Genomic DNA, 20,967 nt, shown 5'->3' with positions numbered 1-20,967 from the left:
ATCCCGTCACACGTACGACGCCCCCGGCCGCAGCGCGGAACCGGGGGCGTCGTACGTCCGGGGCGAAACCGGGTCAGTGACCCTGCTCGCCGAAGCGGACGATCGCCTCGTCGAGGATGCGCTGCGCCTCCGCGGCATCCCCCCAGGCGTCGACCTTGACCCACTTGTTCGGCTCGAGGTCCTTGTAGTGCTCGAAGAAGTGCTCGATCTCCTTCTTCGTGTACTCGGCCAGGTCACCGATGTCCTGGATGTGCGCCCAGCGCGGGTCCTTCGACAGCACGGCGACGAGCTTGTCGTCGCCTCCGGCCTCGTCGCTCATCTTCAGCACGGCGACGGGACGGACGTTCACGACGACGCCCGGGTAGATGGGGTGATCCAGCAGGACCAGGACGTCCAGCGGGTCGCCGTCCTCGCCGAGCGTGTTGTCGAAGTACCCGTAGTCGGCGGGGTAGCCGAACGTCGTGTAGAGCACGCGGTCGAGGTGCACTCGTCCGGTCTCGTGGTCGACCTCGTACTTCACGCGGCTGCCGCGCGGGATCTCGATGACGGCGTCGTGTGCGCCCATGCGTGTGCTCCTTGGAAAAGACGGTTGGATGCCGGGACAAGCCTACCCGGGCCGCCTGCCGTACCGTGGTGACGTGCCCTCCCTGAACCCTGCCATCGCCGAGATCCGTCTCGCCGTCCGAACCGCCCTCGCCGACCTGCCCGACGGCGCGACCGTGATGGTGGCACTCTCCGGCGGGGCCGACTCGCTCGCGCTCACCGCGGCGACCGTGTTCGAGGCGCGTTCGCGCGACATGAGGGTGCTCAGCCTGACGGTCGACCACCAGCTGCAGGACGGCTCCGACATGATCGCCGCCACGGCCGCGGTCGCGGCGGAAGGCATCCGCGTGCATGATGCGCTGCAGACGAAGGTCGACGTGCGCGACCGCGGTGACGGACTCGAGGCAGCCGCACGGGATGCCCGGTACGCGGCGCTGCGCGGCATCGCCCGTGCGGAGAAGGCCGACGCGGTGCTCCTCGGACACACGCTCGACGATCAGGCCGAGACCGTACTGCTCGGGCTCGCCCGCGGATCCGGAGCGACGAGCCTGCAAGGCATGTCCCCGGTCCGCGAGGACGAGGACGGCCTGCGCTGGATGCGTCCCCTGCTGGGCGTGCGGCGCGAGACCACCAGGGCGTTCTGCGCGGCATCCGATCTCGATGTGTGGGACGACCCGCACAACGCCGACGACCGGTTCGCGCGGGCGCGCGTGCGGGAACGCGTGCTTCCGGTGCTCGAAGCCGAGCTCGGGCCCGGCATCGCGCAGGCCCTGGCGCGCACAGCCGAGCAGCTGCGCGAGGACGCCGAGGCCTTCGACGAGATGATCCACGAGACGATCGAGGACATCGTCGAGCACGCCGAGGCCGGCATCTCCGTCAGCGCGGCGGCCCTCGCCGCGAACCCCGCGGCGCTGCGCAACCGCATCATCCGCCTCGTCGTCGACAGCGAGTTCGGGATCGGCCTCACCCGCACGCAGACGGTCGAAGTGGCGCGGCTCGTGACGGACTGGACAGGACAGGGACCGATCGACCTCCCCGGCTGCACCGCAGCACGCCGGGGAGGTCGCATCGAGTTCGCCGCTCGCTGAGTCGACGTTCGGGGCTGGTCCGTTTCGACTCGCTTCGCTCGCTCAACGAGCGGGGGAGGGAAGCTCGCTCAACGAGCGGGGGAGGGAAGCTCGCTCAACGAGCGGGGGAGGGAAGCTCGCTCAACGAACGAGGAAGGGGTGCCCGCTCCACGAGCGCGAACCGGGTGCGCGCTCGACGAGGAAGGAGCGCTCCCGCTACTTCTTGCCGCCGAAGAGTCCGCCGATCAGACCGCCGAGGTCGAGGCCGCCGCCGGAGCCGGCCTGCGAGCCGCCGCCGAGGACACCGCCCAGCAGGTCGCCGAGTCCGCCGCCTCCACCGGAGGACGACCCTCCGCCGACGAGACCGCCGATGAGGTCGCCGATGCCGCCACCGGACTCCTCGCCCGCCGTGGCGGACTTCTCGGACTTGCCCTTGTTGGCGTTCGCGATGAGGTTCATCACGATCGGGGCGAGGATCGGCAGGAGCTTGCCGAAGTCGATCCCCGCCGTCTGCTTCGACTCGGTGAGCTTGGCCGTGACCTCCTGCTCGCTGTCGCCGAGCACGTGCTTGACGATCTTGCCGCCGTCGGCCTGATCGATGTCGTCCACCTTCGTGGGAACCGCGCCCTCGTGCTTCTGCAGCGCCTTCTGGATCGCCGCCGAGCCCTCCTCGCTCTGCGCGTTCTTCGCGAGACCGCCGAGCAGCACCGCACCGCCCTGCTCCACCGCCTGCTTCGCGACGTCGGGCGAGACCCCGAGCTTGGCGGCGATGTCGTCGATCGGGACCTGCTGGAGGATGTCGTCGAGAGCCATGTCAGTCCTTCCGGTTCGGGGCGTTCGCCCTGGTCACGGCTCACAATAGTGCGGATGCGGCGGCGTCCGTCACCTAAAATCAATCCATGCGCGCCGCGGAGATCCAGGACGACCTTGCACAGATCCTCGTCACCGAGGAGGAGATCCAGGCCAAACTGGCCGAGCTGGCCGAGCGGGTCGCGGCGGACTACGCGGGCAAGGACCTGCTGCTGGTGGGCGTGCTCAAGGGCGCCGTCATGGTCATGGCCGACTTCGCCCGAGCCCTGCCGTTCCACGCGCCGATGGACTGGATGGCCGTGTCCAGCTACGGATCGAGCACGAAGTCCAGCGGTGTCGTCCAGATCCGCAAGGACCTCGACACCGACCTGAACGGCAAGCACGTGCTCATCGTCGAGGACATCATCGACTCCGGTCTGACCCTCAGCTGGCTGCTGGAGAACTTCGCCTCGCGCGGCCCCGAGTCGGTCGAGGTGCTGGCTCTGCTGCGCAAGCCGGATGCCGCGAAGGTCGAGATCGACTGCAAGTACGTCGGGTTCGACATCCCTACCGACTTCGTCGTCGGCTACGGACTCGACTTCGACGAGCGCTACCGCAACCTCCGGGACGTGGCGGTGCTCGCTCCGCACGTGTACTCCTGACGCCTGTCACACTTCGTCCTCGGCATCCGACATCCCTTCAGAGGGCTGACAGGACGCGACGAGATCCGTCGCGTCGTCGCAGTCCCGGAGGGAATGACGATGACCAGGATCGACATGGGCCGGACCAACAAGCTCGGATACGCAGCCGTGATCGGCCTCGAGGCCTATGCCCGCAAGAACGTCGACACACGTCTGTACGAGCTGATCAAGCTCCGCGCCTCGCTCCTGAACGGATGCGGCTTCTGCGTCGACATGCACGCGACGGAGGGCGCGAAGCGCGGCATCCCGCAGCGCACCCTGCATGCGGTCGGCGCCTGGCAGCACGCGAAGGGATTCTTCGAGGAACGCGAGCTCGCGGCTCTCGCCCTGACCGACGCGGTCACCAAGCTCGGGCCGGACACCGTCACGGACGAGATCTGGGACGCCGCGGCGGCCCACTTCGACGAGGGGGAGCTCGGAGCGATCGTGCTCGCCATCAGCACGATCAACGTGTGGAACCGCATCGCGATCGCGACCGGGATGGAGCCTCCGATCGACGACCGGCATCCGATCGCGTGAGCTCGAACGCACCCGCCGCTAGCGTGGGGGCATGACGCCCTCCACGCCAGCGGCCCGAGCGTGGTCGACCGAACGCGGGCGGCTGGTCGGCATCGCGTATCGGATGCTGGGAGACCTCGGTCACGCCGAGGACGTCGTCTCCGAGGTGGCGATCGAGGCGCTGCGCGAGGAGCGCGCCGGTGACGGCCGGGTGCGTTCCTGGCCGGCGTGGCTGACGACCGTGTGCGTCCGCCGCGCGATCGACCGGGTTCGCGCGGTCGCCGCCGTACGCGAGGAGTATGTCGGACACTGGCTGCCGGAGCCGGTCGCGCTCTCCCGGCTCCCCGAGGATGCCGTGGCCGACCGCGAGATGCTCTCGCTGGGGCTGCTGCATCTGGCCGAGCAGCTGGCTCCGGACGCGAGAGCGGCGGTCGTGCTGCATCGCGCCTACGGGATGTCGGCGGTGGAGATCGGGGGCATCCTGGAGAAGTCGCCCGCCGCGGTGCGGCAGCTCATTTCGCGGGCGGAACGACGGCTGCGCCTCGCCCCGCCGGGGGATCGGCCGCCGTCGACCGCCGATCCGGCGGCCGTCAGCGTGCTGATCGCGGCGCTCGAGGGCGGTGAGATCGACGTGCTGCTCGACATGCTCGCGGACGACGCCATCCTGTGGAGCGACGGCGGCGGCCGAGTACGCGCGGCGCTGAATCCGATCTTCGGCTCCGCCAAGGTGCGGCGATTCTTCCTCGGGGTCCTCGAGAAGGCGGTGGCGGCCGACCCCGCGCACCCGTTCTCGGTCGCGTCCCTCGACGCGAACGGCGACCCCGCCTTCGCCCTCACGCATTCCGGACGGACGGACGTCGTGGTCCTCGAGTTCGGTGCGGACCGGCGCATCGTGGGCATCCGTCAGGTGTCCAATCCCGACAAGCTCCAGCACGTGCTGTGACGCTCACGGGATGCCTTTCCGCCGTGGGCGAATCACAGCAGGCGCCAAGCGGGCGGGCGGTACGCTGATCGAATCATGGATGTGAAGAAGATCACCCGGAATCCCCTGATCTACGTGGCGCTGATCGGCGTGCTCCTGTTCGGCGGATTCCTGCTGATCTCGAACCTCGGCGCGCCGAAGCAGATCACCGTGCAGCAGGGGCTCGAGCTCCTCGCGGGGGACACGGTCACCGAGGTGACCAACACGGACGGCGACCAGCGCGTCGACATGACCCTCTCCAAGCCCTTCGAGGGTGCCGAGCAGGTGCAGTTCTACTACGTCGACGCCCGCGCCGATCAGATCGTGGAGGCGATCGACGCCGCCGATCCGAAGGACGGCTTCACCGACGTCGTCCCGCGCGCGACCTGGTTCGACAGCTTCCTGTCGCTTCTCATCCCGCTGGTGCTGCTGGGTCTGCTGTTCTGGTGGCTGCTGTCGTCCATGCAGGGCGGCGGCGGCAAGGTCATGCAGTTCGGCAAGTCCAAGGCCAAGCTGGTCAACAAGGAGACCCCCACGGTCACCTTCGCCGATGTGGCGGGCGCTGACGAGGCCATCGAGGAGCTGCAGGAGATCAAGGAGTTCCTGCAGGACCCCGCCAAGTTCCAGGCCATCGGCGCCCGCATCCCGAAGGGCGTGCTGCTGTACGGCCCTCCCGGAACCGGGAAGACCCTGCTCGCCCGCGCCGTCGCCGGCGAGGCGGGCGCCCCGTTCTACTCGATCTCGGGCTCCGACTTCGTCGAGATGTTCGTCGGCGTGGGAGCGTCGCGCGTGCGCGACCTGTTCACGCAGGCCAAGGAGAACGCGCCCGCGATCATCTTCATCGACGAGATCGACGCCGTCGGCCGTCACCGCGGCGCCGGCATGGGCGGCGGCAACGACGAGCGCGAGCAGACGCTCAACCAGATGCTCGTCGAGATGGACGGCTTCGACCCGAATGCGAACGTCATCGTGATCGCGGCGACGAACCGCCCCGACATCCTCGACCCCGCTCTGCTGCGCCCCGGCCGGTTCGACCGGCAGATCGGCGTGGACGCGCCCGACCTCAAGGGGCGTCAGCACATCCTCGACGTGCACGCCAAGGGCAAGCCGCTCTCGAAGTCCGTCGACCTCGAGGTCGTCGCCCGCAAGACGCCGGGCTTCACCGGAGCGGACCTCGCGAACGTCCTCAACGAGGCGGCTCTGCTGACGGCGCGATCCAACGCCCAGCTCATCGACAACCGCGCACTGGACGAGGCGATCGACCGCGTCATCGCCGGCCCGCAGCGCCGCACGCGCGTCATGAAGGACCGCGAGCGCCTGATCACCGCCTACCACGAGGGCGGGCACGCGCTGGCGGCCGCCGCCATGAACTACACCGACCCGGTCACGAAGATCACGATCCTGCCGCGCGGCAAGGCGCTGGGCTACACGATGGTGCTCCCCCTGGACGACAAGTACTCCGTCACCCGCAACGAGCTGCAGGACCAGCTCACCTACGCGATGGGTGGCCGAGTGGCCGAGGAGATCGTGTTCCACGACCCCACGACCGGGGCCTCCAACGACATCGAGAAGGCCACCAGCATCGCCCGCAAGATGGTCATCGAATACGGCATGACCACCGAGCTCGGCCCGGTCAAGCTCGGCTCCGAAGGCGGGGAGCCGTTCGCCGGCCGTGACATGGGCCGCGGGCGCGACTACTCCGAGACCGTCGCAGAACGGGTCGACGTCGAGGTGCGCGCGCTCATCGAGCAGGCGCACAACGAGGCCTACCAGGTCATCAGCGACAACCGCGACGTGCTCGACCGGCTCGCGCTGGCGCTGCTCGAGGAGGAGACCCTCGACCACAACCAGATCGCCGACATCTTCCAGGACGTCCGCAAGCTCCCCGAGCGCCCGCTCTGGCTGTCCAGCGAGGACCGTCCGGTGTCTGACCGGCCCCCGATCGACGTGCCCAAGCGGGTCGTGCCCGCGGATGCCGCGGCCTCCGAGGCGGCACCGACGGATGCCGCGGCATCCCGGCGCGCGGCCGATTCCGCCCCGTCCTCCGGACACGCGCGTCCCGCCACCGCCTGATCGTGACCGTCGACATCCAGCGCGTCGCCGCTCTCACCCGGGAGCTGCTGATCGCGATCGGTGAAGACCCGGAACGCCCGGGTCTCAAGCAGACGCCGCAGCGCGTCGCCGACCTCTACGCCGAGTTCTTCTCGGGCGTGGGGGAGGATGCCGCAGCTCCCCTCGCGCACACCATCAGCGTTTCGCGAGGTCCGGCGCCCGAGACGCTGCCCAGCGGTGCGGTGGTGCTGCGCGACATCCGCTTCCGCTCGGTGTGCGAGCACCATCTGCTTCCCTTCGCCGGGCGTGCCCATCTCGCCTACCTCCCGGGTGAGCAGGTCGTGGGTCTCGGCGCCCTGGTCAAGGTCGTGGAGATCCTCGCCGCCCGTCCGCAGGTGCAGGAGCGCCTGGGCGAGCAGATCGCCGACACGATCGACGCGCACCTGGACACCCGGGGGGTTCTCGTCGTGCTGGATGCCGTGCACGGCTGCGTCACGATGCGCGGCGGGCGCCAGCCCGAGGCGTCGACGCTGACCGTCGCGGCGCGCGGCGACTATGCCGACCCTGCGGCGCGGGCCGAGATCATCGCGCTGATCGGCGCTTCGCCCACCGGTGGGGGAGCGGAGCAGCCGTGACCGTCATCTGGGGCATCGTCAATGTCACCCCCGACTCGTTCAGCGACGGCGGGCGCTTCCTGGATGCCGCGCAGGCCATCGAGCACGGGCTCGGCCTGTGGCGCGCCGGCGCCGGGATCCTCGACGTGGGCGGCGAATCCACCCGCCCCGGTGCGGACCGGGTCGATCCCGCCGTCGAGCAGGAACGTGTGCTCCCCGTGATCTCGGCCCTCGCGGCCGAGGGCGCGACCATCAGCGTCGACACCCTGAACGCCTCCACGGCCGTGGCGGCCGTGACGGCCGGCGCCCGCATCGTCAACGACGTGTCCGGCGGGCTCGCCGACGAGCAGATGCTCCCGGCCGTGGCGGACACCGACGCCGATTACGCGCTCGGTCACTGGCGCGGACCGTCCGCCGACATGTACGCGAACGCCTCCTACCGCCGCGCGGCGCGCGAGGTCGCCGGCGAACTGCGCGAAGGGGTCGGCCGGGCCGCGGCCGCGGGCATCGCCCCCTCGCGCATCATCCTCGATCCCGGCATCGGGTTCGCCAAGGCGGGGGACACGAACTGGGACGTCCTGCGCGGCCTCGACGAGATCACCGCCCTCGGTCACCGGGTGCTCGTCGGCACGTCGCGCAAGCGATTCCTCGCCGACACCCTGCGCACGACCGCGGACGCGCAGGAGGAGATCTCGATCGAGCGCCGCGACCTCGCGACGGCCGTGACCAGCGCGCTCGCCGCCCGCGCAGGGGCCTGGGCCGTCCGCGTCCACGATGTCGCCGCCACTCGCGACGCGCTCGCCGTCGCCCGGGCCTGGGAGGGCTGATGACGCACCCCGACGACGAGATCCTGCTGAGCGGCCTGACCGCGTTCGGACGGCACGGCGTCTACGACCATGAGCGCGAGGACGGGCAGGAGTTCACCGTCGACCTGCGCCTGCGGCTGAGCCTCGCGGACGCCGCGGCCTCCGACGACGTGGCGGACACCGTGCACTACGGGGAACTGGCCGACCGGGTCGTCGCGGTGATCACCGGAGAGCCGGTGAACCTCATCGAGACGCTCGCCGACCGCATCGCCGTCGTCGCCCTCTCCGACGATCGTGTGGACGCCGTCTCGGTCACCGTGCACAAGCCGAGCGCTCCGATCCCGCACACGTTCTCGGACGTGTCGGTCACCCTGCATCGCAGCCGAGGGGAGGTCGGCTGATGGTGCGGATGCCCCCGCTGCCGCCGATCGATCCGCGCCCCGGCCGGGAGGCGTCGGTCGCCGTCGTCGCCCTCGGAGCGAACCTCGGCGACCGCCGCGCGACCGTGGAGAGCGCTGTCGACCGCATCGCCCGCCTGCCGCTCGTGGACGAGGTCGCGCTGTCGCCGCTGCACGAGACGGTCGCCGTGCGCCCGGATGGCCCGGATCCTGACGCGCCCGGGTACGTCAACGCAGTCGCGCTCGTGCGGACGCGGTTGGCCCCGCAGGTGCTGCTGGGCATGCTGCACGCGATCGAGGAGGAGCACGGCCGCGAACGCCGCGAGCGCTGGGGCGACCGCACGCTCGACCTCGACCTCATCGCCTACGGCGACCTCGAGTCGGACGCGGCTCATCTGCTGCTGCCGCATCCCCGGGCGGCCGAGCGCCTGTTCGTGCTCGAACCGTGGCTGGAGATCGATCCGGATGCCGAGCTGCCCGGCCGAGGGCGGGTCGCGGATCTCGTCGCCCGGCTGCGGTCGGATGCCGCGGGCGGGCGCGACGCGGACGGTTCCGGCGAGCACGGCCGATGAAGCGCACCTCCGCCCTCGTCCTCGTCGTCCTCGCGCTGGTCGGCGCGGCGGCCGGATACGGACTGGACCACCTGCTGACCGTCACGGGCCGTGCCACTTTCGCGCCTTCCGCGTGGCTGCCGGTGCTGCTGCTCCTGCTCGCCGCCGCCTGCCTGGGCCTGGCGTGGCCGGTGCGGCGCAGTGTGCGAGGCGCCTCGCCGAAGAGGATCGATCCGTTCCGCGCCCTGCGCGCGGCGACTCTCGCGCGTGCCTCGAGCCTGCTCGGTGCGCTCCTGGCTGGCTTCGGGTCCGGCATCCTGGTCTTCCTGCTGTCGCGTCCGGTCGGGCCCCAGGTAGGGTCGATGGTGGCGATGGCCGCCCTCGTGGGAAGCGCCGTCCTCCTCGTGGCGGCCGCGCTCGTCGCCGAACAGTTCTGCACACTGCCGAAGGATCCTGATGACCGACAGCCAGATGAACCCTCCACAGGAGCCGACGCCGGGAGCTGAGCCCGCGACCGCCGGTCCCGTGCCTGCGGCCGGCGCAGTCCAGACGCCGCCGCCCGCCGCCCCCGGGCCCGTGCAGAACCCCGCTCTCGACGCCGGAACCTACACCACCGTCCGCGAACCGCGCGGAGCCGGCCGGCTCGCGCTGGACGGCCAGTGGCACCAGATCTCGCCCCGCTACGTGGTGTCGCAGCTGGTGCAGAACCTCATCTTCATCGCGATCATCGCGATCGCCGCCGGCGTCCTCAGCGCGATCATCGGAGAGCCGTGGGTGTGGATCCCGGCCGGAGCCGTGATCCTCATCACGCTCATCACGCTCGTCATCCTGCCCCGGCAGGCGAAGGCGATCGGCTACATGCTGCGCACCGACGACATCGTGTTCCGCAAGGGCATCCTGTGGCAGCGCATGATCGCCGTGCCCTACGGCCGCATGCAGCTCGTCGACATCACGCACGGCCCGCTCGATCGCGCCTTCGGCGTCTCGCAGCTGAAGATGGTCACCGCCGCCGCCACCACGGGCGTGCAGATCCCCGGTCTCACGCAGGCTGCCTCCGAGGCTCTGCGCGACACGCTGATCGAGGTCGCCGAGACCCGCCGGACGGGACTGTGAGCGCTCCGTTCTCCGGTCCGTCCGGTCTGCCCGAACAGCTGCCGGCCTCCGCCCCCGTCGGCGACGATTCGCTCGCCGACGGGGAGTGGCACCGGCTGCACCCGCTGACGCCGCTGTTCAAGGGCGGCCTGGTGCTGATCGTGATCGCGGGAATCATCGTCAGCAACTTCCGCGACCGCTTCATCTACTGGTTCGTCAATCTCTTCACCCCCGACGAGGTCCATGTCGACGAGTACACCGGCGGCGATCCGGTCGATTGGGTGCTCGCGAACAACCTGCTGCTCGTCGCGATGCTCGTGGCGCTCGGGATCGTCCTCGTGCTGTGCGCCGCCTTCTGGGTCGTGTGGCGATTCCAGGAGTTCCGCATCACCGACGACCACGTCGAGGTGCGCAAGGGGATCATCTTCCGCTCGCACCGCCGGGCTCCGCTTGACCGCGTGCAGGGCGTGAACCTGACGCGTCCGTTCCCGGCCCGCCTCATCGGCATGGCCAAGCTCGAGGTCGTCGGCGCCGGCACGGATGCCAACGTCCCGCTGGAGTACCTCTCCACGCCCAAGGCCGAGGCCGTGCGCGCCGACATCCTGCGTCTCGCGTCGGGAGCGCGTGCTGCGCGCGAGGCCGCACGCAGCGGGCAGCAGCAGCCCGCGGGGAGCGTGCGCCAGCAGGTCACGGGCGCCGTCAACCATGGCATCAACGGCATGATCACGGGCGTGGACCTCGCCGATGTCGCCCCCGAGAGCGTCGTGAAGATCCCGACCGGGCGCCTGGTCGGTTCTCAACTGCTCAGCGGCGTTCTGTGGTTCTTCTTCTTCGCCGTGATCTTCCTCATCGTGATGGCGTTCACGATCCCGGCCCTCCTGGCCGACGAGGGGCCGGAGGCCGGTTTCGCGATCCTCGGGATCAGCCTCGGCATCGGCATCCCGCTCGTGATCGCGACCGTGGCGGTCACGTGGGCGCAGATCTCCAAGTCGCTGCGGTACTCGATCGCACCGACCCCGGACGGAGTGCGCATCACCTTCGGCCTGTTCACGACCGTCACCGAGACGATCCCTCCGGGGCGCATCTTCTCCGTGGAGGTCTCCCAGTCGCTGCTGTGGCGCCCGTTCGGCTGGTGGACCATCAAGATCAACCGCATGAGCGGCAAGAGCGCGTCGCAGCAGCAGTCCGGCAGCGCGCAGCAGTTCAACATCGTCCTGCCGGTCGGAAAGCGCGCGGATGTCGAGCGCGTGCTCGGCCTGATCCTCCCGGATCTCCCCGCCGCCGACACTCCGCTGGTCTGGCAGCACGGCATCCTCGGCCCGCAAGCCGCCGACGACCCGTTCGTGCGCATGCAGCCGCGCGCATGGTGGCGACGACCGGTGTCGTGGAAGCGGCACGGATTCGCTCTCACGGACTTCGGCCTGATCCTGCGCCGCGGGGTGCTGTGGCGCAAGCTCGCGGTGTTCCCGCTGGCGCGCCTGCAGGGACTGTCGGTGTCTCAGGGGCCTATCGATCGCCTCCAGCGCGTGGCCTGGATGAAGGCGCACAGCGTCACCGGCCCCGTGCTCGGCGAGGTCGTCGGCATCGACAGCGCGCAGCTCATGGCCGCGTTCGACGATGCGGCCCGGCGCGCCTCGGACTCCGTCGGCCGGGACCGCGGGCATCGCTGGGCCGAACAGTCGGATGCCTCGGCAGAACCCTGGGCTGGCCCCGCCATGCCGGCGCCGCCGTCGGCCGCACCGGGCTTCCCCGCCGTGCAGACTCTTGCGGCTCCGCCCGCTGCTCCTCCGGCCGCGCCGCCCCCGCCGCCCGCCCCACCGGCCTCGGCTCCCTCGGCGCCCACGGTTCCGGCAGCGCCACCGGCACCGCGTTCGGCACCGCCCGCCGCGCCGCCTTCGGCACCGCCCGCCGCGCCGCCGGTTCCCCCGGCCGTGCCGCCGGCACCGCCGACGGAGCCACCGCGTGAGTCGTGAGGGCCGTCTCGGCGTCGGGATCGTCGGAGCGGGCCGCGTCGGGCCGGTGATCGGAGCGGCGCTCGCCGGCGCCGGTCACGCCCTGGTCGGCATCACGGCGTCCTCGGACCCGGAGCGCGCCTCGGCCGTGCTGCCCGACGTGCCGGTGCTGGACGCGCCCGAGGTGCTGCGCCGCAGCGAGCTCGTCGTCCTCGCGGTTCCGCACGACGAACTGGCCGGCCTCGTCGCCGGCCTCGCCCGTGTCGGCGCCTGGCAGCCCGGGCAGCTCGTCCTTCACACGGATCCGTCCTACGGAATCGGCGTGCTGGAGCCGGCGCAGCGCTCCGGGGCGATCCCTCTCGCGGTGCACCCGGCGATCACGTTCACCGGCACGTCGATCGACCTGCGCCAGCTCCAGGCCGCGTTCGCCGCAGTGACGGCCCCCGCCCCGGTGCTGCCGATCGCGCAGGCGCTCGCCGTCGAGCTCGGCTGCGAGCCGGTCGTGATCGCCGAGGAGGATCGAGCGGCCTACGCCGAGGCGATCGCCACGGCATCCGAGTTCTCCCGGTCGATCATCTCCCAGGCCACCGGGCTGCTGCGCGGGATCGGGGTGGAGAATCCGGGCGGGTACCTGTCGGCCCTGGTGCAGTCCACCGTCGAACGGGCCCTGCGCGAGGCATCCGACCCGCTCGCCCCCTGACGTCCCGCCGGGCTCATCGGCCTCCCGAGAACCCGCCGCCGCCTCCTCCGCCCGAGAACCCGCCGCCCGTCGACCCGCCGAAGCTGGACGAGGTGCTGCTGCTCGGAGACGAGTAGCTCGATGCGCTCGAGGTCGTCTGGGAGAAGGAGGACATCCGGGCGGCGAGCCCGACCGCAGCGCCGTTCACCCAGACCGGCGAGACCTGCTGCTGGGCGTACGCGGTCTCGAGGACCTCGCCCCATTCCCGCTCCTGCCCGAACAGGATCGCGTACGGCAGCAGCAGCTCGTACAGATGGATCACGTCGATCGCTCCGTCGGGGCGGCGCTCGGCGCCGGTGTAGCTCTGCAGCATCCGCAGCCGGTCGGCCTCGGCGACGCGGATGAACTCGCGCACGCCCTCGAGGTGCTCGAGTTGCCGGGCACCCTCCGGCGTGAGCACGGTGCGTCCGGAGAGTCCCACGAGCAGGGAGATGATCGCGACGACGCCCGCAAGAGCCGCGATCAGGATGCCGGGGATGGCGGTCTCGCGCGCCTGCACGACACCCCAGATGCCGAGTCCCAGGCCCACGGCGAGCAGGCCGAGGGCGCCCCAGGTCAGCGCGACGGCCGCCCGGCTGCGCTCCTTCGTGACGAGCCCGCGCTTCGCGGCGGCCTTCGTGCCGGCCCGGAGGAGGCCCTGCATGCGCTCACCGAACGAGGAGCTGTCCTTCGGGAGCGTCATGACGATGTCCGGCTCGTCGTTGTTGAACACCGCTTTCAGAGCGCGGTGGTCCAGCGGATCCGGGATCGGCGCGTCGAGCCGGCGCAGACGCGGACGCCGCTCGTCGTCGTCCCGGTCGGGCAGCTCCTCGAGACGGAGCATCCCGCGCACCGCGAGGTGGGTGATCTGGGCGGCGATGGCGTCGCGGGCCTTCGGCACGATCGCGTTCGCGAGGATCGGAGGCATCGAGCTCGGCACCTCGTACTGCGCCACGACGATGCCCGTTGCGCGCCGCCTCGAGCGCACCATGGCTGCGGTCGCCGCCCACCCGCCGGCCGTGAACAGCAGCGCCCCGCCGCCCAGTACGATCGGCGCGACGTCCGTGAGGGGGGCGGGAAGGCGCTGATCGGGCTGGACGACGGTGCCGGGTTCCAGCCCGATCGCGACGGTCACCCCGTCGCCCGCGGCGAGATCCGATTCGGCGACCGTGAACGTGTCGCCCTCGTGCGCGAGTTCGCAGGTGTCGCGTGATCCCTGCGGTCCGATGTAGCAGGCGGAGGAGCCGGTCAGCCGGTCGCCCAGCTCGGGATCGAACGTGATGCGCGCTGAGAAGTCGTCGATCGGCTGCGCGCTGTCCAGGGGCAGCAGGTCCCAGTAGAACTCGTCGGACCCGTTGCGCGCGGCGAGGATCACGTCGCGCATCTCGTAGGTGATGACGTACGTGGTCGGCCCGTGCACGAACACGTCGGTGCCGGTGAGGATGTAGACGACGCCGTCGTCCTCCTCCGTCTCGTAGGGAACCGGGGCGCCCTGCTCGTCCGTCACCGACACGATCTCGGTGTGCGTGGAGGCTCCCTCGTAGCCCAGGACGATCCCGCGGACGATGCCGCGGTTCTGGTCGGTGTCGGGGAACTCCGCGGTCACCGTCTCGGTGGTGCGCAGGGTGGCGTGGCCGTCGTCGTCCCTGCCCACCTCGAGCACGGAGTCCCAGGACGAGTAGGAGAAGTCGTCGACGTCGCCGGAGGCGGACACCGCGGATGCCGTGGCCGTCGTGGCGGGGAGGATCGCGGCGCCGGCTGCGAGGGCGAGGGCGGTGAGCAGTCGGAGACCTCGGCGTGCGCTCATGATCTCCACGCTACCCGCCTGCTCCGATGCCGCCGCGGCCGCGTCCGACCGGACGGACGCCCGGCGGAGTCCCGGCGCACCCGCGATAAACTGGCCGCTGACTTCCAAGGAGCCCCGCATGACGAACGCGTCCGACGCGCCCGCCCCCGTCCCCGCCGACGACGAGGACATCCATGAGCAGAAGGCGGTCCGACTCGCCAAGCGCGAGCGGCTGATCGCCCGGCGTGCGGATGCCGGAGGCGGCGCGTTCCCGGTCGGAGTTCCGGTGACGCACTCCATCCCGGCGCTCCGTGCCGAGTACGGCGAGCTCGAAGCCGGAGCCGAGACGGGCGTCCAGGTGGGCGTCGCCGGCCGCGTGGTGTTCAGCCGCAACACGGGCAAGCTCTGCTTCGCCACCCTGCAGGCCGGGGACGGGTCGCGCATCCAGGCCATGATCTCCCTGGCGAACGTCGGCGAGGAGTCGCTGGCGGACTGGAAGGAGTACGTCGACCTGGGGGACCACGTGTTCGTCCACGGCGAGGTCATCTCCAGCCGCCGCGGCGAGCTGTCGATCATGGCCGATGAGTGGGCGATCGCGTCCAAGGCGATCCTTCCGCTGCCGAACGCGTACTCCGAGCTCAGCGAGGAGGGTCGTGTGCGCAGCCGCTTCCTCGACCTCATCGTCCGCGAGCAGGCCCGCACGACGGTGCGCGCCCGCGCGGCCGTGAACGCCAGCCTGCGTGCGACGTTCGCGAGCCACGACTACCTCGAGGTCGAGACGCCCATGCTGCAGGTGCAGCACGGCGGCGCGTCGGCCCGTCCTTTCATCACGCACTCGAACGCGTTCGACACCGACCTGTACCTGCGCATCGCTCCGGAGCTGTACCTCAAGCGCGCGGTGGTCGGCGGCATCGAGCGGGTCTTCGAGATCAACCGCAACTTCCGCAACGAGGGCGCCGACTCGACGCACAGCCCCGAGTTCGCGATGCTCGAGGCGTACCAGGCCTACGGTGACTACAACCAGATGGCCGGGCTCACGCAGGAGCTCGTGCAGCAGGCGGCGATCGCGGTGAGCGGTTCGACCACGGTCACGTGGGCCGACGGAACCGAGTACGACCTGGGCGGCGAGTGGGACCGCATCTCGATGTACGAGTCGCTGTCCGCGGCGTCCGGTCGCACTGTGACCCCCGAGGACGCGGTCGAGGACCTCATCGCCTTCGCCGAGCGCAGCGGCGTGGACGTGCCGCCGCAGGCGACGCACGGCAAGCTCGTCGAGGAGCTGTGGGAGCACTTCGTGAAGGGCGATCTGGTGCGCCCGACGTTCGTCATGGACTTCCCCCTCGACACCTCGCCGCTGGTGCGCGAGCACCGCTCGATCGCCGGCGTCGTGGAGAAGTGGGACCTGTACATCCGGGGCTTCGAGCTCGCCACGGGGTACTCCGAGCTCGTCGACCCGGTCATCCAGCGCGAGCGCTTCGTCGAACAGGCGAAGCTGGCGGCGCGCGGCGACGTCGAGGCCATGCGCGTCGACGAGGAGTTCCTGCGCGCGCTCGAGCACGGCATGCCGCCGTCCGGCGGCATGGGCATGGGCATCGACCGGCTGCTCATGGCGATCACGGGGCTCGGCATCCGCGAGACCATCCTCTTCCCGCTGGTGAAGTGAGGCGTCAGGCCGCGTCCGCCGCGCGGCGGTGGAACGCCCATTCGGGCAGGGGTCGCGCGAGCAGCAGCTCGCCCAGCAGGCGTCCGAAGCTGTAGTCCGGCGCGATCCCGCGCACCTGCTCGAGGTGCTTCTCCGCGTGCGAGGTGCGTCCGAGCGCCCAGGACAACCAGGCCGCGACCGCCAGCGGGCCGACGCGCTTCGCCCGCGGTGCGAGGGCGGCGAGCCTCCGCACGGCGCGCAGCGCGGCGTGCAGTCGTGCCGCGTCGGGCCGCGGACCCTCGCCGACGAGCATCCTGGCGGAGCCGTCGGGCATCACCCTCGACGAGCGGTACTCGAGCTGCGCGTCCAGCGCGCGCTCGCCGCCGTCCTGGTCCGTCGCCCACTGCACGAGCGCCACGTCCCGGTACACGGGCTGGTCGAGCAGCCACAGGAGTGCGGCGACCAGGAACGGCGGCGCGTCCTCCGGCAGGTCCAGGGCCTCCTCGAACATCCCGGTGACATCGTCAAGCAGAGCGGCCGCCGCGAGTGCCTGCGGGTTCTCGCGCCCCGCGGGCACGGGGCGGTCGAGGCGTATGCGGCACAGCACCTGATCCAGATCGATGAGAGCCCGCCCGACGCGTTCGGAGGCGAGCAGGCTGACGACCGGGAGGTCGGCTCCCGCGGACTGGTCGGCCTCGAGGGCGATCCCCGGTGGCAGTGGCCTGGTCGCGATCGCGTCCAGCGGGTTGAGCGCCGGATCGTCGTCCAGATAGCTGGACCATCCTTCCGGTGTGACGCAGAGCGCGTCGACGATCCCGAGACGCGCCTCCTCGGCGGATGCGAGCACCTCGTCGACGAGCACGGCGTGCGGAAGCACGAGGCCGTCGCGCGTCGCCAGGGCCGTCTCTTCGCAGTACACGACGATCGCGACGGCCTCGGTTCCCGGGACCCGGCGGGTCAGGGCCACGGCGGGCTCGGCGAACTCGACGGGATCGTCGGGGAGGTCCATGCGCAGTGCGCCATAGGCGCGCTTGCCCTCGAAGGGGACCAGCACGATGCTCCGCCTCGGCGTGAAGCCGGCGAGGGCGGGGACGAGGCCGAGGAACTCGGTGGAGCCGGAGGCTTTCATCACGGTTGTCATGCCGCGAGTGTGCCGCTGTGGATCCTCCGCGGGAGCGCCGGGACGGCGATTGTGGACGGATTCCGCGAGATCTCCGATTGTGCAGGGCGAGTGGTGCGGGAACGGGTGAGGAGTCGACGGGCGAGCCCACAGGCGCGCGGCGTACGATGGACTCATGGAGAACTTCTGGGCCGCGGCATCCTGGTCGATCCTGCCGACGCTCGCCGTCTGCGTGGTGTTCTTCTTCGTGCTCCGCGGCATCCTGCGCTTCGACCGCACCGAGCGCAAGGTGCACGCGCAGATCGAGGCCGAGGAGCGCGCGGCGCGGGGCCTCCCGCCGAAGCAGTGACGCGGCGGCGTCCCACCCACCCACTACGCTGAGAGCATGGCCGGCGTCAGGCGTGCGGCCAGGGAGCACCGGGGGTGACGCATGATCGCTTGGCCCTGGTGGGTGCTCGCCGGTCTCACCGTCATCGACATCGCCATCCGCATCACGGCCATCATCGTCGTCCCGCGCAATCGCCGTCCGACCGCGGCGATGGCCTGGTTGCTGGCCATCTTCTTCATCCCCTTCTTCGGGGTGTTCCTGTTCCTGCTGATCGGCAACCCGCGGCTGCCGCGCGCCCGGCGCCGCAAGCAGCAGCAGATCAACGACTACATCGCCGAGACGAGTGACCACCTGCACTTCGGCACGCTCCGACCGGATGCGCCGGACTGGTTCGGACCGCTGGTGCGCATGAATCAGCGACTGGGAGCGATGCCGCTGTCCGGAGACAACGGTGCGCACCTCATCTCGGACTACCAGGAATCGCTCGACGCGATGGCGGATGCCGTGCGCACCGCGACGTCCTACGTGCACGTGGAGTTCTACATCCTCCAGTCGGACGCGTCCACCGACAACTTCTTCCGCGCACTGGAAGAGGTGGCGGCGCGCGGCGTCTCGGTCCGCGTGCTGCTCGATCACTGGGCGAACCGCTGGAAGCCCCGCTACCGGCACACCGTCCAACGCCTGAAGCGGATGGGCGCCGACTGGCACGTCATGCTCCCGGTGCAGCCGTTGAAGGGACGCATGCAGCGCCCGGACCTGCGCAACCACCGCAAGCTCCTCGTCATCGACGGGCGCGTGGCGTTCCTGGGCTCGCAGAACATCACGGATTCGACCTACAACCTGCCCAAGAACATCAAGCGGGGCCTGCACTGGGTCGATCTCATGGTGCGCCTGGACGGTCCGATCGTGGCGAGCGTCAACGCGATCTTCCTCAGCGACTGGTACAGCGAGACCGATCAGGTGCTCTCGGACATCGACATCGCGCACGCGGTCGAGGGCACGGGGGACCTGGACTGCCAGGTCGTGCCCTCGGGACCCGGATTCGAGGTCGAGAACAACCTTCGCCTGTTCCTCGGGCTTCTGTACTCGGCGAAGCGCAAGATCATGATCGTGAGCCCCTACTTCGTACCGGACGAGGCGCTGCTGCTCGCCGTCACGGCGGCATCCGATCGCGGCGTCGAGGTCGAGCTGTTCGTGTCCGAAGAGGGCGATCAGGCCATGGTCTACCACGCTCAGCGCAGCTACTACGAGGCGCTGCTGCGCGGCGGCGTCCGGATCTGGATGTACCGGAAGCCGTACATCCTGCACACCAAGAGCCTCACGATCGACGACGAGGTCGCCGTCATCGGCTCCAGCAACATGGACATGCGCTCCTTCGGCCTGAACCTCGAGATCTCCCTGCTCGTGCGCGGCGAGGAGTTCGTCGAGGAGATGCGCGTCGTCGAGGACGTCTATCGCTCCCTCAGCCGCGAGCTCACGCTGGACGAGTGGATGCAGCAGCCGCTGCGCTCCACCGTGCTCGACAATCTCGCGAGGCTCACCTCCGCGCTGCAGTGAGGGCGGCTACCCTGAGGTCATGACCTCGATCCTGCGCTCCGTCGCCTCCGCCGCAGCCCTGCTCGCCACCGCCGTCGTCGTCGCCGGGTGCGCGTCGGGTCCCGGATCGACGGGCCCCGCGAGCACGAGCGCCCCGCAGACGACGAACGAGCCGGCGCCGGGAGGCGAGGACGGCTTCGAGGCCGCCTGGCTCGACGAGGGCCGCATGTTCGCGGTCGTCACGTGGGGATCGTCGACCTGCGTCCCGGTCGTCGAGGACGTCACCGCCGAGGGCCAGAACGTGCGGGTGACGGTGACCGACCCGGATCCGGATGCCGCGTGCACGGCGGACTACGCGCCGCGTGCGAGCGTCGGCGCGCTCCCCGATGGGGTGGATCCGGCCCAGGACGTCGAGCTGGTCGTGACCTACGGGGACGTCACCGACGACGTCGACCTGGACGGCGACGCGGAGCTCACCGGGGTACCGGGGTCGCAGACCGAGTACGCCCCCAGCGCCGGCTGGTTCGACGATGAGAGTCTCGTCCTGCTGACCTGGGGCTCCTCCTCGTGCCCGCCGGTCGTGGAGTCCGTCGAAGGCAGCGGGGTCACGGGCACGGTCACCTTCGCGACGGACGAGGACCAGGTGTGCACGATGGACATGGCACCCCGAGCCACGATCATCGCGTTCGGCGACGATCAGGTCGAGGACGACGGCTTCCAGCTGACGCTCGTCGGCGGGAACCTCGACGCGACCGTCGCGGTCAGGGGCTGACAGGGCGTCAGAGCGCGTCCACCGCGATCCCCGGCGGGATCGCCAGCAGAAGCGCGCCCTGCTCGGCGCGGCAGCGGATCCGCACCGCGAGGCCGAACTCGTCGCCGTCCAGTTCGATCGGGGTGGGCTCGGTCGCGGCGGCCTCGGCCGTGATGCCGCGCAGGTACCGCACCGAGGCGTCCTGACCGCGCATCTGCAGCACGAGACGGCCCGCGCGGAAGCGGCGCAGCACGGAGTTGTCCCACCAGATGCGCCGCCAAACGGCCAGCCATCCGAATGGCCCGGACGGCTGGATGATCGCGACGTCGAGCTCGCCGTCGGCGACCGAGGCAGTGGGAATCAGCGAGATGCCGGCCGGCAGGGTGCCGCAGTTCGCGAACAGGGCGCTGTAGACCTTGCGCGAGTGCAACCGCTCGTCGTCGATCTGGTAGACGATCCGGAACTGCTTCGCGGATGCCAGCGACCGTGCCGCGCCGTCCACGTACGCGACCCAGCCGACCGACTTCTTCAGGTCAGGGCGGGTGTTGGCGATCATGTCGGCATCCAGTCCCATGCCGGCGAGCACGACGAAGCCGTGCTCCTCCGACGTGCCGTCCTCACGCGTGAGCGTCGCCCAGCCGATGTCCACGGGAACCGTCCGGTCGCTGAGCGCCGCGCGGATCATCGCGTCGGCGTCCGTGAGCGGGAGTCCGAGGTTGCGAGCGAAGAGGTTGCCGGTGCCGCTGGGGACGATGGCCAGCGGGACCGAGGAGTTCGCGATCGCTTCGGCCACGGCGCGGACCGTGCCGTCCCCGCCGGCCACGAGCACGGCGGCGGCCCCGGCCTCGAGCGCCTGACGAGTCACACCCTGCCCGGCATCCTCGATCGTGGTCGGAAGCAGCAGCGGAGCGTCCCAGCCCGCCTCCTCCGAGATCGTCGCCATGAGCGCGGTCAGCCGCTGCTCGTCGACCTTCACCGGGTTGTAGACGAGGGCGGCGCGGCGCGGAGCGGGCGGAGGCGTCGTCATGGCGCTACTCTAGGGCCTCTCCGCGAACGCGGCGG

At 70.7% G+C, this 20,967-nt stretch carries 22 protein-coding genes; 17 read left to right on the top strand and 5 right to left on the bottom strand.

Going from position 1 to position 20,967, the window contains the following annotated elements; all coding sequences use genetic code 11:
- Nucleotides 1-73: 73 nt before the first annotated feature.
- Nucleotides 74-565 (bottom strand): inorganic diphosphatase, encoded by a 492-nt coding sequence (gene ppa / locus KYX17_RS27045; protein ID WP_243231827.1) that lies wholly within the window; start codon nucleotides 563-565, stop codon nucleotides 74-76.
- Nucleotides 566-593: 28 nt separating this feature from the next.
- Here ppa and tilS point away from each other — a divergent pair, with 28 nt between their 5' ends.
- Nucleotides 594-1,631 (top strand): tRNA lysidine(34) synthetase TilS, encoded by a 1,038-nt coding sequence (gene tilS / locus KYX17_RS27040; protein ID WP_243231826.1) that lies wholly within the window; start codon nucleotides 594-596, stop codon nucleotides 1,629-1,631.
- 195 nt (nucleotides 1,632-1,826) lie between these two features.
- Here tilS and KYX17_RS27035 read toward each other — a convergent pair whose 3' ends face one another.
- On the bottom strand, nucleotides 1,827-2,423 hold the full coding sequence (locus KYX17_RS27035) for a DUF937 domain-containing protein (protein WP_243231822.1): 597 nt from the start codon (nucleotides 2,421-2,423) through the stop codon (nucleotides 1,827-1,829).
- Nucleotides 2,424-2,509: 86 nt separating this feature from the next.
- Between KYX17_RS27035 and hpt the strand changes: the two genes are divergently transcribed.
- The 12 genes from hpt to KYX17_RS26975 all read left to right on the top strand — a co-directional run bounded on the left by hpt (nucleotide 2,510) and on the right by KYX17_RS26975 (nucleotide 12,724).
- On the top strand, nucleotides 2,510-3,061 hold the full coding sequence (hpt, locus tag KYX17_RS27030; RefSeq protein ID WP_243231819.1) for a hypoxanthine phosphoribosyltransferase: 552 nt from the start codon (nucleotides 2,510-2,512) through the stop codon (nucleotides 3,059-3,061).
- 99 nt (nucleotides 3,062-3,160) lie between these two features.
- Nucleotides 3,161-3,619 (top strand): carboxymuconolactone decarboxylase family protein, encoded by a 459-nt coding sequence (locus tag KYX17_RS27025; protein WP_243231818.1) that lies wholly within the window; start codon nucleotides 3,161-3,163, stop codon nucleotides 3,617-3,619.
- A 31-nt stretch (nucleotides 3,620-3,650) separates the two neighbouring features.
- Nucleotides 3,651-4,541 (top strand): sigma-70 family RNA polymerase sigma factor, encoded by an 891-nt coding sequence (locus KYX17_RS27020; protein WP_243231816.1) that lies wholly within the window; start codon nucleotides 3,651-3,653, stop codon nucleotides 4,539-4,541.
- A gap of 75 nt (nucleotides 4,542-4,616) precedes the next feature.
- The gene (gene ftsH / locus KYX17_RS27015; RefSeq protein WP_243231814.1) at nucleotides 4,617-6,632 is read left to right on the top strand and encodes an ATP-dependent zinc metalloprotease FtsH; all 2,016 of its coding nucleotides are present in this window, start codon (nucleotides 4,617-4,619) and stop codon (nucleotides 6,630-6,632) included.
- A 2-nt stretch (nucleotides 6,633-6,634) separates the two neighbouring features.
- A complete protein-coding gene (gene folE / locus KYX17_RS27010; RefSeq protein WP_243231812.1) occupies nucleotides 6,635-7,246 on the top strand; it encodes a GTP cyclohydrolase I in 612 nt (203 codons plus the stop codon).
- The gene (gene folP, locus KYX17_RS27005; RefSeq protein ID WP_243231810.1) at nucleotides 7,243-8,052 is read left to right on the top strand and encodes a dihydropteroate synthase; all 810 of its coding nucleotides are present in this window, start codon (nucleotides 7,243-7,245) and stop codon (nucleotides 8,050-8,052) included. Before folE ends, folP begins: the two co-directional genes overlap by 4 nt.
- Nucleotides 8,052-8,432 (top strand): dihydroneopterin aldolase, encoded by a 381-nt coding sequence (folB, locus tag KYX17_RS27000; protein WP_243231808.1) that lies wholly within the window; start codon nucleotides 8,052-8,054, stop codon nucleotides 8,430-8,432. Before folP ends, folB begins: the two co-directional genes overlap by 1 nt.
- The gene (gene folK / locus KYX17_RS26995; protein WP_243231806.1) at nucleotides 8,432-9,001 is read left to right on the top strand and encodes a 2-amino-4-hydroxy-6-hydroxymethyldihydropteridine diphosphokinase; all 570 of its coding nucleotides are present in this window, start codon (nucleotides 8,432-8,434) and stop codon (nucleotides 8,999-9,001) included. Before folB ends, folK begins: the two co-directional genes overlap by 1 nt.
- Complete coding sequence (locus KYX17_RS26990) at nucleotides 8,998-9,486, top strand: DUF3180 family protein (RefSeq protein WP_243231804.1); 489 nt, start codon at nucleotides 8,998-9,000, stop codon at nucleotides 9,484-9,486. The genes folK and KYX17_RS26990 overlap by 4 nt, the downstream gene beginning before the upstream one ends.
- A complete protein-coding gene (locus KYX17_RS26985; RefSeq protein ID WP_374208996.1) occupies nucleotides 9,437-10,093 on the top strand; it encodes a PH domain-containing protein in 657 nt (218 codons plus the stop codon). Before KYX17_RS26990 ends, KYX17_RS26985 begins: the two co-directional genes overlap by 50 nt.
- On the top strand, nucleotides 10,090-12,045 hold the full coding sequence (locus KYX17_RS26980) for a PH domain-containing protein (protein WP_243231802.1): 1,956 nt from the start codon (nucleotides 10,090-10,092) through the stop codon (nucleotides 12,043-12,045). The genes KYX17_RS26985 and KYX17_RS26980 overlap by 4 nt, the downstream gene beginning before the upstream one ends.
- Entirely contained in the window at nucleotides 12,035-12,724 is a 690-nt protein-coding gene (locus KYX17_RS26975) for a DUF2520 domain-containing protein (protein WP_243231800.1), read from the top strand. Before KYX17_RS26980 ends, KYX17_RS26975 begins: the two co-directional genes overlap by 11 nt.
- Nucleotides 12,725-12,737: 13 nt before the next feature.
- Here KYX17_RS26975 and KYX17_RS26970 read toward each other — a convergent pair whose 3' ends face one another.
- Nucleotides 12,738-14,549: a DUF2207 domain-containing protein gene (locus KYX17_RS26970; RefSeq protein WP_243231798.1), complete on the bottom strand. Its 1,812-nt coding sequence runs from the start codon at nucleotides 14,547-14,549 to the stop codon at nucleotides 12,738-12,740.
- Between the two features lie 118 nt (nucleotides 14,550-14,667).
- On the opposite strand from KYX17_RS26970, the gene lysS reads away from it, so the two are divergent.
- The gene (lysS, locus tag KYX17_RS26965) at nucleotides 14,668-16,191 is read left to right on the top strand and encodes a lysine--tRNA ligase (RefSeq protein WP_243231795.1); all 1,524 of its coding nucleotides are present in this window, start codon (nucleotides 14,668-14,670) and stop codon (nucleotides 16,189-16,191) included.
- Between the two features lie 4 nt (nucleotides 16,192-16,195).
- Here the strand turns inward: lysS and KYX17_RS26960 are convergent, their stop codons facing one another.
- Nucleotides 16,196-17,311: a DUF4192 family protein gene (locus KYX17_RS26960; protein ID WP_243231793.1), complete on the bottom strand. Its 1,116-nt coding sequence runs from the start codon at nucleotides 17,309-17,311 to the stop codon at nucleotides 16,196-16,198.
- A gap of 154 nt (nucleotides 17,312-17,465) precedes the next feature.
- Between KYX17_RS26960 and KYX17_RS26955 the strand changes: the two genes are divergently transcribed.
- The 3 genes from KYX17_RS26955 to KYX17_RS26945 all read left to right on the top strand — a co-directional run bounded on the left by KYX17_RS26955 (nucleotide 17,466) and on the right by KYX17_RS26945 (nucleotide 19,926).
- A complete protein-coding gene (locus KYX17_RS26955) occupies nucleotides 17,466-17,639 on the top strand; it encodes a hypothetical protein (protein ID WP_243231791.1) in 174 nt (57 codons plus the stop codon).
- A gap of 81 nt (nucleotides 17,640-17,720) precedes the next feature.
- Complete coding sequence (gene cls, locus KYX17_RS26950; RefSeq protein WP_243231790.1) at nucleotides 17,721-19,175, top strand: cardiolipin synthase; 1,455 nt, start codon at nucleotides 17,721-17,723, stop codon at nucleotides 19,173-19,175.
- A 19-nt stretch (nucleotides 19,176-19,194) separates the two neighbouring features.
- Nucleotides 19,195-19,926 carry a hypothetical protein gene (locus tag KYX17_RS26945; RefSeq protein WP_243231789.1) on the top strand — a complete coding sequence of 244 codons (732 nt, stop codon included), beginning with the start codon at nucleotides 19,195-19,197 and terminating at the stop codon, nucleotides 19,924-19,926.
- A gap of 7 nt (nucleotides 19,927-19,933) precedes the next feature.
- Here the strand turns inward: KYX17_RS26945 and KYX17_RS26940 are convergent, their stop codons facing one another.
- Nucleotides 19,934-20,932, bottom strand: a complete 999-nt coding sequence (locus tag KYX17_RS26940; protein ID WP_243231788.1) for a diacylglycerol kinase family protein — start codon at nucleotides 20,930-20,932, stop codon at nucleotides 19,934-19,936.
- Nucleotides 20,933-20,967 lie beyond the last annotated feature (35 nt).

The organism is Microbacterium sp. CIAB417, assembly GCF_022788845.1.
The sequence above is the reverse complement of the archived record's forward strand: the minus strand, read 5'-3'. Positions and strand labels throughout refer to the sequence as shown.

Excerpts from the sequence above, each read along its gene's own strand:
- folK (WP_243231806.1), top strand. The coding sequence starts at position 8,432 with ATGGTGCGGATGCCCCCGCTGCCGCCGATCGATCCGCGCCCCGGCCGG.
- KYX17_RS27025 (WP_243231818.1), top strand. The coding sequence starts at position 3,161 with ATGACCAGGATCGACATGGGCCGGACCAACAAGCTCGGATACGCAGCC.
- KYX17_RS26955 (WP_243231791.1), top strand. The coding sequence starts at position 17,466 with ATGGAGAACTTCTGGGCCGCGGCATCCTGGTCGATCCTGCCGACGCTC.
- tilS (WP_243231826.1), top strand. The coding sequence starts at position 594 with ATGCCGGGACAAGCCTACCCGGGCCGCCTGCCGTACCGTGGTGACGTG.
- KYX17_RS26945 (WP_243231789.1), top strand. The coding sequence starts at position 19,195 with ATGACCTCGATCCTGCGCTCCGTCGCCTCCGCCGCAGCCCTGCTCGCC.
- ftsH (WP_243231814.1), top strand. The coding sequence starts at position 4,617 with ATGGATGTGAAGAAGATCACCCGGAATCCCCTGATCTACGTGGCGCTG.
- ppa (WP_243231827.1), bottom strand. The coding sequence starts at position 565 with ATGGGCGCACACGACGCCGTCATCGAGATCCCGCGCGGCAGCCGCGTG.
- KYX17_RS26940 (WP_243231788.1), bottom strand. The coding sequence starts at position 20,932 with ATGACGACGCCTCCGCCCGCTCCGCGCCGCGCCGCCCTCGTCTACAAC.
- KYX17_RS27020 (WP_243231816.1), top strand. The coding sequence starts at position 3,651 with ATGACGCCCTCCACGCCAGCGGCCCGAGCGTGGTCGACCGAACGCGGG.
- KYX17_RS26985 (WP_374208996.1), top strand. The coding sequence starts at position 9,437 with ATGACCGACAGCCAGATGAACCCTCCACAGGAGCCGACGCCGGGAGCT.
- KYX17_RS27035 (WP_243231822.1), bottom strand. The coding sequence starts at position 2,423 with ATGGCTCTCGACGACATCCTCCAGCAGGTCCCGATCGACGACATCGCC.
- folB (WP_243231808.1), top strand. The coding sequence starts at position 8,052 with ATGACGCACCCCGACGACGAGATCCTGCTGAGCGGCCTGACCGCGTTC.
- KYX17_RS26960 (WP_243231793.1), bottom strand. The coding sequence starts at position 17,311 with ATGACAACCGTGATGAAAGCCTCCGGCTCCACCGAGTTCCTCGGCCTC.
- KYX17_RS26970 (WP_243231798.1), bottom strand. The coding sequence starts at position 14,549 with ATGAGCGCACGCCGAGGTCTCCGACTGCTCACCGCCCTCGCCCTCGCA.
- lysS (WP_243231795.1), top strand. The coding sequence starts at position 14,668 with ATGACGAACGCGTCCGACGCGCCCGCCCCCGTCCCCGCCGACGACGAG.
- cls (WP_243231790.1), top strand. The coding sequence starts at position 17,721 with ATGATCGCTTGGCCCTGGTGGGTGCTCGCCGGTCTCACCGTCATCGAC.
- hpt (WP_243231819.1), top strand. The coding sequence starts at position 2,510 with ATGCGCGCCGCGGAGATCCAGGACGACCTTGCACAGATCCTCGTCACC.
- KYX17_RS26990 (WP_243231804.1), top strand. The coding sequence starts at position 8,998 with ATGAAGCGCACCTCCGCCCTCGTCCTCGTCGTCCTCGCGCTGGTCGGC.